Here is an 11221-nt window from a genome sequence, read left to right as displayed (position 1 = left end):
GCACCATCCGGATATCGCCCAGCGGGATCAGGTCGAGAACGTGGGGGAGCGGGATGTGGTGGAGCCCGGGGGGTGAGGTGCCCCGGTCCCTCCCCCAGAGGGGGCACCCCCAACGGGCTGGATTCGGCCTGGGCGCGCACTTCAGCCCGTCCGGCGCTTGAGGACAACCGCGCGGAGCGCGGTTTCAGGGAGTCCGGGGGCTTGCCTCAGGGAATCGGCGAAGGGGCGGGACTGGAACACCCCCCGTGACGACGGGCCCCACGGGCCCTAATGTGTGGGCGGCCCGTTCCGGTTCCGCCGCGCCGACCGAGAGGTGACCGCCCGTGACCCGCGCCGCCGTCCTGACCGCCGTAGGAGCCCCCCTCCGCGTCACCGACATCGACCTGCCGGACCCGAGACCGGGCCAGGTGAGAGTGCGGATCGCCGCGGCGGGGGTCTGCCACTCCGACCTGTCCCTCGCCAACGGGACGCTGCGCCAGCCCGTCCCGGCCGTGCTCGGGCACGAGGGGTCGGGGACGGTCACCGCCGTGGGGGAGGGCGTCACGCACGTGGCGCCGGGGGACGAGGTGGTGCTCAACTGGGCGCCCGCCTGCCGCGCTTGCCACTTCTGCGGGATCGACGAGCCGTGGCTGTGCGCAGAGTCGCTGACGAACGCGCCGGAGCCGTACGCCACGCTCGGCGGCGACGGCACGCCGCTCCACCCGGCACTGGGGACGGCCGTGTTCGCCGAGGAGACGGTCGTCCGGGCCGACGCCGTGCTGCCGCTGCCCGCGGGCGTGCCGCTGACCGAGGCGGCGCTGCTGGGCTGCGCCGTGCTGACCGGCTACGGCGCGGTGCACCACAGCGCCCGGGTGCGGCCGGACGAGTCGGTGGTGGTCGTCGGCGTCGGCGGGGTCGGGCTCGCCACCGTGCGCTCCGCGCGCCTCGCGGGCGCGGGGCAGGTGATCGCGGTGGACGTCTCCCCGGAGAAGGAGGAACTGGCCCGCGCCTGCGGCGCCACCGAGTTCGTCCCCGCGGGGGAGGACGCGGTCGGGCGCGTCCGGGAGCTGACCGGCGGGCACGGCGCGGACGTGGCGATCGAGTGCGTCGGCCGGCCGGAGACCATCCGGACGGCCTGGACGGCCACCCGGCGCGGCGGCCGGACGACCGTCGTGGGCGTCGGCGGCCGGGACCAGCGGGTCGCCTTCTCACCCCTGGAGCTCTTCCACTCCGGCCGCACGCTCTCCGGCTGCGTCTACGGCAACACCGACCCCGCCCGCGACCTGCCCGTCCTCGCCGCGCACGTCCGCGAGGGCCGCTTCGACCTGTCCGCGCTGATCACGCGGCGGATCGGACTCGCGGACATCCCCGACGCGTTCGCGTCGATGCTCGCCGGCCGCGGCGGGCGCTCCCTGGTGGTCTTCTGAGCCCCCACGCCCCCAATGCCCCCACGTCGCGCCGCGCCCCGCCGCGCGTCAGTCCAGGACGCCGTCGTCCCGCAGCCCCGGCAGGTGGACGACCAGCAGCACCAGGCCGCCCAGCACCACTTGGCGCTCCGCCGCGGGCACCCCGTTCCACCGCGACGACTGCCACATCGCGAACCACTCGCCGCCCACGGCCAGGAACCCCGCCCCGAACAGCAGCAGGTACAGCACCAGCCCGAGCGTCGTGGCGCGCCGGGCCGGGGCGAGGGGGCCGTGCCGGAGGGCGCGGAGCCACCGGGCCGTCGCCAGCGTCAGGACCGCCGCCGTCAGCGCCTCCCAGGCGATGATCAGGAAGTAGGCGAGGTCCTGGAGGGGGCGCGAGGTGACGGCCCGCCAGGTGAGGTCGTCGTCCTGGAACGTCGTGTCCATGGCCAGGACGTGCCGGACGAACTGCCGGTTGGTGTCGAAGTCCGTGATGTTGCCGAAGACCACGAGCAGCATGAGGAGCGCCACCGTGCCGGTGAGCACCGTCGCCGCCAGGGGCAGCCCGTCCCGCCGCACCCGGCCCGCCCGGCCCCGTACCGCCGCCCGTACCCGTCCGCCCGCCATGCCGTCCCCCTTCCGCCGGGGACCGGCGTGGAGCCGGTCCGGAACAGCCGCCGCCTGAGGGCAGCATGCCCGCGTCCGCCGCCGTGTACGCGGGCTGAGCGCCTGCTCAGGAGCGGGGTAAGGTGTCGTTCCCTCCGGAGGGGGAGGGGCCGGGGACAGCCGAGGACGAGGGGGCCGTATGGACGCCGGGGCCGGACGGGCCGAGGAGTGGGCGGACGTCACACCGGACGCGGCCCGGCGGCTGCTGACCGCGGCCGTCCAGGCGTTCGCCGAGCGCGGCTACCACGCCACCACCACCCGGGACATCGCCGGCCGTGCCGGCATGAGCCCCGCCGCCCTCTACATCCACTTCCGCACCAAGGAGGACCTCCTCCACCGCATCAGCGGCGTGGGCCACCGGCTCGCGCTCGGCATCCTCAGCCGGGCCAGGGACGGCTCCGGAGGACCGGCGGAGCGACTCGCCGACGCGGTACGGACGTTCGTTCGCTGGCACGCGGAACACCACACCACCGCCCGGGTGGTCCAGTACGAACTGGGGGCGCTCGCCGAGGAGCACCGGGCCGAGATCACCGCGCTGCGCCGGGAGACCGACGCCGCGGTCCGCTCCATCGTCGAGGACGGCGTCCGGGCCGGGGAGTTCGACGTCCCCGACGTCCGCGGGACCAGCCTCGCACTGCTCTCCCTCTGCGTCGACGTCGCCCGCTGGTTCCGCGACGACGGCAAGCGCACGCCCGAGGAGGTCGGCGAGCTCTACGCGGGCCTGGCCCTGCGCATGGTCGGTCATCGGCCCGCGACGGACGCGCGGCCCGCGACGGACGCTCCGCCCGTCCCGGAAGCCGGCCGGCTGACGTAGGGTCGGGAAGCGTGCCACAGATACCCACGACCCTGCACGAGCTGACCGTCGGGCAACTGGCGGCCCGCAGCGGCGCCGCCGTCTCCGCCCTGCACTTCTACGAGTCCAAGGGGCTCATCAGCAGCCGCCGCACGTCCGGCAACCAGCGCCGGTTCGACCGCGACATGCTGCGCCGGGTGGCTTTCATCCGGGCCGCGCAGCGCGTGGGCATCCCGCTGGCGACGATCCGGGAGGCGCTGGCGCGGCTGCCGGAGGAGCGCACGCCCACCGCCGAGGACTGGGCGAAGCTGTCCGAGGCGTGGCGCGGCGAGCTCGACGAGCGGATCAAGCGGCTGGAGCGGCTGCGGGACCGGCTCGACGGGTGCATCGGCTGCGGCTGCCTCTCGCTGGACAAGTGCGCGCTGTCCAATCCGGACGACCGGTTCGGGGGCCGGCAGGGCTGCGGTTCGCTGCTGGGCGGCTGAGCCGGTCCGGAGGCCGGGCCGGGCACCGCGGGGCGTCCCCCTTCCGCTGGGGGCGACGCCCGCGCGGTGCCCGGCCGGGCCCTGACGCGCTCCCTCACGCCACCGCGTACCGCGGCGCGAACGCGTACCGCCGCGCCGCGGCCAGCGCCGCGGGCGTGAGGACGGCGACCGGCACCACGATGCCGCAGTCCGTGCACACCGGCCCCTCCCACGGGTGCCGCTCCAGCCCCGTCCGCCACTCGATGCGCTCCTGGGCGCAGACCGGGCAGCTGTCCCCGGGCGCCGACTCCATGGCGTCGATCACCCGCCGCAGGACGTCCGCCAGCCGGGCCCGCGGCTGGAGGTCGGGGGAGGCGCAGGGGACGATGTCACATCCGCCCCACGTGTTGCGGTGCCAGTCGTCGAGGGCGCTGGGCTGGCGGATGCCGTCGTGCTTCTCGCGCCGGCGGCGGCCGGCGAACTCCACCTCGTAGGCGAGCCACAGCTCGCGTGCCTCCTCCAGTTCCTCCAGGGCGCGGATCAGCCGTACGGGGTCGGGCGAACGGTCGTCGGGGGCCAGCCCCGCCCGGGCGCACAGGTGGTGCCAGGTGGCCCGGTGTCCGTACGGGGCGAAGCGTTCGAGGCACTTGCGGAGTGACGTCCTTCGCAGAGCGATGGTGTTCCCCGGGTTGCGCACCTCTCGTGCGAGAGCTCTGAAACCTGCCACTGCTTCCCACCTCCGGCGAGCGGACTCGGACGTCCTCTGTTGGCGCCGCCGGCCGTCGCGGGCCGGCACGGTTGGGACGTAGCGCGGCGCGATTCGGATCCCTCCGGAGCGGCGCGGGACGGTCCCGTCCGCTAGCGCATGCCCAGTCCGGCGCGAAGGACGACACGTGCGAGCTCTTCGTGGCAGATGTCGCTGTGCGCGCCGGAGGGCGGACCGCCGGTCCTGACCACCTCCGAGGCGTCGACGTTCACACAGCCCTCGGCGGGCAGGCCGTCCGCCAGGGCCTCGGCCAGGGTGCGGGCCGAGCAGCCCGGCACGTCCCGGATGCCCTGGTAGCCGAGGGCGCCCCAGCGGGTGAGGTCCACGCCCAGCAGCGAGTCGGCGTCGCCGGCGAGCCGGGACGCGAGGGGGTAGAGGGTGCCGAGCGCGCTGTCGTGCCCGGAGTGGCAGCAGATCAGCGGGCCTTCGACCCGGTCCGTCAGGCCGTGCAGGACGCCGCCCCGGCGGGGCGCGAACGGCAGCCGGGGCGCGAAGGCGTAGTGCGAGAAGGCGCCCTGGAGCAGGGTCAGCGACCGGATCCGGACACCGTCCGGCAGGCCGCCGAGCGCGAACGCGACCAGCCGGGCGCCGAAGCTGTGGCCGACCAGGTGCACGCGCGGGCCGCGCCCGGCGAGCTCGCCCGCCACCGGGCCGAGCCCCTCCCGGCCGACGACGCCGGCCCGCCGCTTCATCTCCCAGTAGGTGCCCTGCCGCAGCAGTTCGAGCGCGCCGCGCCAGACCCGGCCGAGGGCGCCGCCGAAGAGGCCGGGGGCCGGCTCGGCGCCGGTGGCCTCCAGCGCCGCGGCGAACTGGCCGCAGACCTCGACCGCGCTGTCGGCGAACATGGCCGGCACGGTCGGTTCGGACTCGGTGTCCCGCGCCCAGGCGTCGTCGCCGCCGTTCCGGTCGGCCTCCCGGTCGGCCTCCCGGGGGCGGGGGCTGACCAGGGTGCGGACGAGGCCGGTGAACTCCTCCAGCCGCGCCCGGTCCTCGGGCTGCCGCTCGGCCAGCTCCGCCAGCCGGCCGATCACCGCCTCCCGGCCGGGGAAGGCCAGGGCCAGGGCTTCGCGGGTGCCGGGCGGGAGGCCGGGCTGCGGGGCCCCGGCGGACGGTACGGCGAGGAACGGCGGCGCCTCGTCGGCGAAGCGGAGTGACGGCCAGATCACGCCGACGTAGCCGACGCGCGGCCGGTCCCCGGGGGCGGTGAGGGTGTCGAGGAGGACGGGGAACGGGGTGAAGAAGCGGCGGTAGAGGGCGGTGGCCGTGGCGCGGGTGTTGTTCCAGCCGTGCGCGAAGATGACCAGATCGGTGAGGTTCTCCTCCGCGACCCCTCGGAGGAGGGTGTCCCGCTCGCCGGGTTCGACGCGCCCGTCCTTGCCGAAGGTCAGTTCCCAGTACGGCTGCACACTCATGTCCGCCATGGAGCCCCCTGTGCCGGTCGGTGTGCGCGCATGGTCCTGCTGTCAAGGGGGTCTGTCCAGCCTTCTCGCCCCCGCTCCTGCGTTCGTACGCGGTGTGGCGCGTTCCGGTCCCCCGGCCCGGCGGGCGGCCCGCGCCGCGCCGTGTCCGGAACCTGCCAGAGGGCAGGCGGAAGGCCCAACTCCCGCCCCCGGCGGGGCATCCTGCCCGGAACGCTCGAACGCGTGAGTGGCAAGATCCCTCCGGGGGAGCCGCGCCGGCCGGCGCGGCACATCAGCGTCACCAGGCGACAAAAGGGGTGGGATCCGATGAAGAGGGTGGAGAGAGCGGGAAGAACGGCGGGGACGTACGGAACGGCGGGGTGTAGCAGGAGGCCGGTGCCGCAGCGGCTGCTGGCCGCCGCCACCCGGCTGTTCGCGGACCAGGGCTACGACCGGACCTCCGTACAGGAGATCGTCGAGGCGGCCGGGGTCACCAAGGGTGCCCTGTACCACTACTTCGGCTCCAAGGACGACCTGTTGCATGAGATCTACGCACGCGTCCTGCGCCAGCAGCAGGAACGGCTGGACGCCGTGGCGGACCGGGACGCCCCGGTCGAGCGGCGGCTGCGCGACGCGGCGGCGGACGTGGCCGTGACCACCATCGAGAACATGGACGACACGAAGATCTTCTTCCGTTCCATGCACCAGCTCGGCCCCGACCAGTACCGGCGGGTCCGGGCCGAACGCCGGCGCTACCACGAGCGGTTCCGGGCGCTCATCGAGGAGGGCCAGCGGGCGGGCGTCTTCAGCCGGGCGACCCCCGCCGACCTGGTGGTGGACTACCACTTCGGCTCGCTGCACCACCTCGGCAGCTGGTACCGCCCGGACGGGCCGCTGACCCCCCGGGAGGTCGGCGACCACCTCGCCGACCTCCTGCTGCGGGCGCTGCGGCCGTAGGTCCTTGCCGACCGGGATGCGGCCGAGGTGCTACGCGTGGCAGGCCAGCGGCCGGCCGCCGTTCATCTCGGCCATGTCCCCCAGCACCTTCGGCAGGTCCAGCGGCGCGCCCAGCGGCAGCCCGTCCAGCTCCGCGTAGGCCCGGTGCAGGTTGCCGACCAGCCGCTCGCTCTCCTGGAGCGCCGCGAACTCGCCGAGGTCGGCCTCGCGCGCCACCTCCAGCGGGGTGTGCCCCGACGCGTGCCCGGCGCGCGCCAGCTCCTCGACGTACCGGAAGTAGCGCTCCACGGTGTCGTACACGCCGGGGTCGGTCACCGGGCCGTGGCCGGGGACGACGGTCTCGGCGTCCAGGTCGCGCAGTACGTCCAGCGCGGCGAGGGAGCCGCTGAGCGAGCCGAACGGGATGAACGGCGTGCCGCCGTTGAAGACCAGGTCGCCGGTGAAGACGATCCGCCGCTCCGGCAGCCAGACGATCGTGTCGCCGACGGTGTGCGCCGGGCCGGGGTGGATCAGCCGGACCTCGGTGTCACCGATGTGCACGGTGAGCTCGTCGGTGTACGTGAGGGTGGCCGGAGTGATCCGGACGTCGCCGTACTCGACCCACGGCCAGATCGCGTGCAACTGCGGCCCGACGGCCAGGGTCTGCTCCCGGCAGCCGGCGTGCCCGACGATCGTCGCGTCGGGGGCGAAGACGCAGTTGCCGTAGGTGTGGTCGCCGTGGTGGTGGGTGTTGACGACGAGGGAGGGCGCCGGGGCGCCGCTCGCCGCGACGGCGTCGCGCAGCAGCTCCGCGCGGCGGACGGTGGGGGCGGTGTCGATCAGCAGGGTGCGGCCGCCGTCGGTGACGAAGCCCGCGTTGTTCAGGCACCAACCGCCGTCGGGCTGGACGTAGGCGCTCACCCCGGGCGCCAGCGGCTGGGTGTAGGGGGCGGGGACGGCCTCCGGCCCGGCGGGCGGCTCGGCGGCCCCGGGGGAGCCGGACGCTCCCTGGGGGCCGGGCAGGGGGGTGCTGGTGCTCGACATCGTGCGCGCCTCTCCTCGGGGTGCGCCCGGCCCGCGCCGGGTGCGCGGAACCGGACCGGCCGTCAGAATACGGACGCGGGCGGCGATGTGGGAGGGCGGGCTCCGGTCGGTACGGGAGGGCGGGCTGGGGTCGTCACGCGGGTGCGGGCTCCGGTCGGCGCGTGCGTGCGGGCTCCGGTCGTCACACGAGTGCGGGCTCCGCTCAGCCCCGGCGCTCCAGGCCCGTGCGCAGCCGCTCCAGCAGGCCGTGCAGGACGGCCCGCTCCTCGTCGTCGAAGGCGTCGAGGGCGTCGCCGGTGGCCCGCATCATTTCCTCCCTGACCCGGCGGATGGTCTCCTGCCCCTCCTCCGTGGCCACCACGTTCTTCACCCGGCGGTCGGAGGGGTCGGGCTCGCGGCGCACCAGGCCGCGCGCCTCCAGCCGGTCAACGATGCCGGTGACGTTGGACGCGTCGCAGACCAGCAGGGCGGCCAGGCCGCGCATCGGCACCGGGCCCTTGAGCTGGGCGAGCAGCTTGGCCTGGGCGCCGGTCAGGCCGTGCCGGGCGGCGGAGGTGGAGAAGTCCTGCCACTGGGCGCTGCCGAGGGCCGCCACCAGTTCCAGGAGCTGGGACTTGCCGGGAGAGGTCGAGGCGGTCGGGGCGGTCATGCCGGCCAGTCTACTCAAGAGGTTGATGTCCTAAATCATTAACTTGACGACCTCAAGCATCGGGCCTACCGTTACCCAGTTGCTTGACGACCTCAAGCATCAACGTCGTGAAGCATCGATGCCGTGCAATGCCGTGCAGCAGACGGCCACGCAGCAAACGGAGGAACGAACCGGCCATGACCACACCAGCGCCCGCCACCCCGGCCCGGCAGCGGAGCGAGACCGTCGTCGTCTTCGCCCTGAGCCTCGCCGCCATGGTGGTCTCGATGATGCAGACCCTGGTGGTGCCGATCCTCGGCCTCATTCAGAGCGACCTGGAGACGACCCCGGCCAACGTCAGCTGGGTCACCACCGCCACCCTGCTCTCCGCCGCCGTCTTCACCCCGCTGCTCGGCCGCTTCGGCGACCAGCACGGCAAGAAGCAGACGCTCATCGGCGTCCTCGTCGTCATGGTGGCCGGATCCGTCCTGGCCGCCACCACGCACTCGCTCCTCTGGCTGATCGTCGGCCGGGTGCTCCAGGGCGCCGCCACCGCGATCTTCCCGCTGGCCCTCTCCGTACTCCGCGAGGAGATCCGCCCGGCCCGGCTGCCCGGCGCGATGGCCCTGGTCAGCGGCACCCTGGCGTTCGGCAGCGGCCTCGCCCTGGTCGCCGTCGGCCTGCTCACCTCCGGTGACAACCCCGACTACCGCAGCGCCTTCTGGCTGGCCACCGGCCTCGCCGCGCTGGCCCTGATCGCCGTCGCCACCCTCGTCCCCGCCACCCGCGAGACCACCGGCGGCCGGACGGACGTCCTCGGCGCCCTCACCCTGGCCGCCACCCTCGTCCTGCTCCTGCTGCCCGTCTCGCAGGGCCACGAGTGGGGCTGGTCCTCGGCCCGCACGCTCGGCTGCTTCGCCGGCGCGGTGATCATGGCCGCCGTGTGGACGCTCGTCGAGCGGAAGGTGAAGGAGCCGCTGGTCGACATGCGGATGTTCGCCCACCGGCCGGTCCTCTTCGCCAACCTCGCCGGGCTGCTCGTCGGCTTCGGCTCGTTCGCCCTGTTCATCGGCGTCTCGTACCTCGTCCAGATGCCGTCCAGGCTCACCGGCTACGGCTTCGACGCCAGCATCCTGCGGGCCTCCGTCGAGTTCCTGCTCCCCGGCACCCTCGTCTCGCTGCTCGCCGCGCCCATCGGCGGCAAGCTGGTCCGGCAGCACGGCCCGCGCCCGGTCCTCTACCTGGCCTCCCTCGCCGGCGCCCTGGGCTTCGCCTGGCTCGCCATCGACCACGACCACGACCACGCCTTCTCCGTGATCGCGGGCGGGATGCTGGTCGGCGCGGGCATCAGCTTCGGCTACGCGGCCATGCCCGCCGTGATCGTCGGCAGCGTGCCGCCGCAGCAGACCGGCATCGCCAACGGCATCAACTCCATCTCCCGCTCCACCGGCAGCGCCATCGGCAGCGCCATGGTCACCACCGTGCTCGCCTCCAAGAGCGTCGAGCACCTGCCGCCGGGCCTGCCCAAGCTGCCCGCCGAGAGCCAGTTCACCCTGACCTTCGTGATCGCCGCCGTGGCGTTCGGGCTGGTGTCGCTGGTCGCCGTGCTCGGACTGCGGACGATTCACACCCTGCGGTCCACTGCGGTGGCGGGCGCCGCTCCGGCGACGGACGCTGAGACGGCGGGCGCCACGCGCTGAAGACCGTGTGCGACGACTGAGGACGACGTGCGGACGACTTGAGGACCCGAGGAGCATCAGAATGAAGGCTGTCAGCTACCACGCCTACGGCGGACCCGAGGTCCTGGAGTACGGCGAGGTCCCCGAGCCCAAGGTCGGCCCGGACTCCGTGCTCATCGGGGTCAGGGCGGCGGCGGTCAACCCGGTCGACTGGAAGGCCCAGGCCGGCTACCTGGACGGGCAGCTGGACGCGGTCTTCCCGGTCGTCCCCGGCTGGGACGTGTCCGGGATCGTCGTCCGGCTCGGCGCGGACACCCCCGAGTTCAAGGTCGGGGACGAGGTCATGGGCTACGTCCGGGAGGACTTCCTCTCGCGCGGCACCTACGCCGAGTTCGTCTCCGCCCCGGTGCGCACCCTGGCCCGCAAGCCGGCCAACGTCTCGTTCGAGCAGGCGGCCGGGCTGCCGCTGGCCGGCCTCACCGCCTACCAGGCGCTGCGGGCCGCCCGCGTCGGCCCCGACGACACCGTCCTCATCCACGCGGCGGCGGGCGGCGTCGGCTCGCTCGCCGTCCAGCTCGCCCGGAACACCGGCGCCCGGGTGATCGGCACGGCGAGCGAGCGCAACCACGCGTACCTGAGCTCGATCGGCGCCGAGCCCGTCACCTACGGGGACGGCCTCGTCGACCGCTTCCGCGCACTCGCCCCCGAGGGCGCCTCCGTCGTCCTCGACTTCGTCGGCGGCGGCGTCATCAAGACGTCCTCGCGCATCACCGTCCCCGGCGCCCGCCTCGTCTCGATCGCCGACCCCGCCGTGACCGAAATGGGCGGCCGCCTGTTGTGGGTCCGCCCCGACGCGGCGGACCTCGCGGCACTGGGCCATCTGGCGGAGCGGGGGCGGCTGTGCGTGGAGGTGGCGGAGGTGTTCCCACTGGAGCGGGCCGCCGAGGCGCAGCGGCGGAGCGCGGAGGGGCACACGCGGGGGAAGCTGGTGCTGGTGCCGTAGGGGCGCCTGCGGCGGGCTGTGCCCCGGTCCCGCCCCTTCACCGATTCCTGGGGGGCAAGCCCCCAGGCCCCCTGAGACCGCGCTCCGCGAGGGATCGCGGTCGAAAGCCCGGCGCCTGGCGGAGCGCGGGTGGCTCCTCCCGGAGCGTCGGGGTCGGTGCCGGCCGACGGACCGTGGCCGTCCCAGACGCCGGCTCATCCGCGTGACCATCGGCCACCGGACCATCGCCTCGCTGGTGGCGGGCAGGGTTTCGTGGTCCCGGGCCGGACGGCGGGAGTTCATCAGCCACGCGAACGTGCGCTTGGCCCCCCGGCGCCTGGGCGGCATACGCACCCTGCCGTGTCGTCGGTGCGCTGGACGATCTCCAAGGTCAGGGCGAGTCCGTTCCGGCACCCGCCGACGAGGGAGCCGGTGCAGCCGCCGTCGGCCCGGCACCTTCTTCCCGCCGTCCTGGCCG

11 protein-coding genes are annotated in these 11221 nt (G+C 74.5%); 6 read left to right on the top strand and 5 right to left on the bottom strand.

The window, feature by feature from the left end:
* Nucleotides 1–323 precede the first annotated feature (323 nt).
* A complete protein-coding gene (locus JNW98_RS25540) occupies nucleotides 324–1406 on the top strand; it encodes a Zn-dependent alcohol dehydrogenase (RefSeq protein ID WP_223770652.1) in 1083 nt (360 codons plus the stop codon).
* 48 nt (nucleotides 1407–1454) lie between these two features.
* On the opposite strand, the gene JNW98_RS25535 is transcribed toward JNW98_RS25540, so the two are convergent.
* Nucleotides 1455–2012: a DUF2165 domain-containing protein gene (locus JNW98_RS25535; protein ID WP_223770651.1), complete on the bottom strand. Its 558-nt coding sequence runs from the start codon at nucleotides 2010–2012 to the stop codon at nucleotides 1455–1457.
* A gap of 178 nt (nucleotides 2013–2190) precedes the next feature.
* Between JNW98_RS25535 and JNW98_RS25530 the strand changes: the two genes are divergently transcribed.
* Both JNW98_RS25530 and soxR read left to right on the top strand, forming a co-directional pair.
* Nucleotides 2191–2865 (top strand): TetR/AcrR family transcriptional regulator, encoded by a 675-nt coding sequence (locus JNW98_RS25530; RefSeq protein ID WP_223770650.1) that lies wholly within the window; start codon nucleotides 2191–2193, stop codon nucleotides 2863–2865.
* Nucleotides 2866–2876: 11 nt separating this feature from the next.
* A complete protein-coding gene (gene soxR / locus JNW98_RS25525; RefSeq protein ID WP_223770649.1) occupies nucleotides 2877–3329 on the top strand; it encodes a redox-sensitive transcriptional activator SoxR in 453 nt (150 codons plus the stop codon).
* A gap of 94 nt (nucleotides 3330–3423) precedes the next feature.
* Here soxR and JNW98_RS25520 read toward each other — a convergent pair whose 3' ends face one another.
* Both JNW98_RS25520 and JNW98_RS25515 read right to left on the bottom strand, forming a co-directional pair.
* Nucleotides 3424–4035 carry a hypothetical protein gene (locus JNW98_RS25520; protein ID WP_223770648.1) on the bottom strand — a complete coding sequence of 204 codons (612 nt, stop codon included), beginning with the start codon at nucleotides 4033–4035 and terminating at the stop codon, nucleotides 3424–3426.
* A 131-nt stretch (nucleotides 4036–4166) separates the two neighbouring features.
* Nucleotides 4167–5495, bottom strand: a complete 1329-nt coding sequence (locus JNW98_RS25515) for a serine-threonine protein kinase (RefSeq protein WP_223770647.1) — start codon at nucleotides 5493–5495, stop codon at nucleotides 4167–4169.
* Nucleotides 5496–5801: 306 nt separating this feature from the next.
* Between JNW98_RS25515 and JNW98_RS25510 the strand changes: the two genes are divergently transcribed.
* Nucleotides 5802–6431 (top strand): TetR/AcrR family transcriptional regulator, encoded by a 630-nt coding sequence (locus JNW98_RS25510; protein ID WP_263421203.1) that lies wholly within the window; start codon nucleotides 5802–5804, stop codon nucleotides 6429–6431.
* Nucleotides 6432–6461: 30 nt separating this feature from the next.
* Here the strand turns inward: JNW98_RS25510 and JNW98_RS25505 are convergent, their stop codons facing one another.
* Together JNW98_RS25505 and JNW98_RS25500 are read right to left on the bottom strand one after the other, a co-directional pair.
* Nucleotides 6462–7454, bottom strand: coding sequence for an MBL fold metallo-hydrolase (locus JNW98_RS25505; RefSeq protein ID WP_223770645.1), 993 nt, complete (start codon nucleotides 7452–7454; stop codon nucleotides 6462–6464).
* Nucleotides 7455–7656: 202 nt separating this feature from the next.
* Entirely contained in the window at nucleotides 7657–8103 is a 447-nt protein-coding gene (locus tag JNW98_RS25500; RefSeq protein WP_223770644.1) for a MarR family winged helix-turn-helix transcriptional regulator, read from the bottom strand.
* Nucleotides 8104–8279: 176 nt separating this feature from the next.
* Here JNW98_RS25500 and JNW98_RS25495 point away from each other — a divergent pair, with 176 nt between their 5' ends.
* Together JNW98_RS25495 and JNW98_RS25490 are read left to right on the top strand one after the other, a co-directional pair.
* Nucleotides 8280–9782, top strand: coding sequence for an MFS transporter (locus JNW98_RS25495; protein WP_223770643.1), 1503 nt, complete (start codon nucleotides 8280–8282; stop codon nucleotides 9780–9782).
* 61 nt (nucleotides 9783–9843) lie between these two features.
* Nucleotides 9844–10764 carry an NADP-dependent oxidoreductase gene (locus JNW98_RS25490; RefSeq protein WP_223770642.1) on the top strand — a complete coding sequence of 307 codons (921 nt, stop codon included), beginning with the start codon at nucleotides 9844–9846 and terminating at the stop codon, nucleotides 10762–10764.
* Nucleotides 10765–11221 lie beyond the last annotated feature (457 nt).

It is taken from the genome of Streptomyces huiliensis, from assembly GCF_020037025.1.
GTDB classification, from domain to species: Bacteria; Actinomycetota; Actinomycetes; order Streptomycetales; family Streptomycetaceae; genus Streptomyces; species Streptomyces huiliensis.
Note: the sequence above shows the minus strand (reverse complement) of the source record. Positions and strands in the feature narration are given on the sequence as shown.

What these genes read in the sequence shown, in the direction of transcription:
- JNW98_RS25505 (WP_223770645.1), bottom strand. Translation starts at nt 7,454, where the DNA reads ATGTCGAGCACCAGCACCCCCCTGCCCGGCCCCCAGGGAGCGTCCGGC.
- JNW98_RS25530 (WP_223770650.1), top strand. Translation starts at nt 2,191, where the DNA reads ATGGACGCCGGGGCCGGACGGGCCGAGGAGTGGGCGGACGTCACACCG.
- JNW98_RS25495 (WP_223770643.1), top strand. Translation starts at nt 8,280, where the DNA reads ATGACCACACCAGCGCCCGCCACCCCGGCCCGGCAGCGGAGCGAGACC.
- JNW98_RS25535 (WP_223770651.1), bottom strand. Translation starts at nt 2,012, where the DNA reads ATGGCGGGCGGACGGGTACGGGCGGCGGTACGGGGCCGGGCGGGCCGG.
- JNW98_RS25515 (WP_223770647.1), bottom strand. Translation starts at nt 5,495, where the DNA reads ATGGCGGACATGAGTGTGCAGCCGTACTGGGAACTGACCTTCGGCAAG.
- JNW98_RS25490 (WP_223770642.1), top strand. Translation starts at nt 9,844, where the DNA reads ATGAAGGCTGTCAGCTACCACGCCTACGGCGGACCCGAGGTCCTGGAG.
- JNW98_RS25500 (WP_223770644.1), bottom strand. Translation starts at nt 8,103, where the DNA reads ATGACCGCCCCGACCGCCTCGACCTCTCCCGGCAAGTCCCAGCTCCTG.
- JNW98_RS25510 (WP_263421203.1), top strand. Translation starts at nt 5,802, where the DNA reads ATGAAGAGGGTGGAGAGAGCGGGAAGAACGGCGGGGACGTACGGAACG.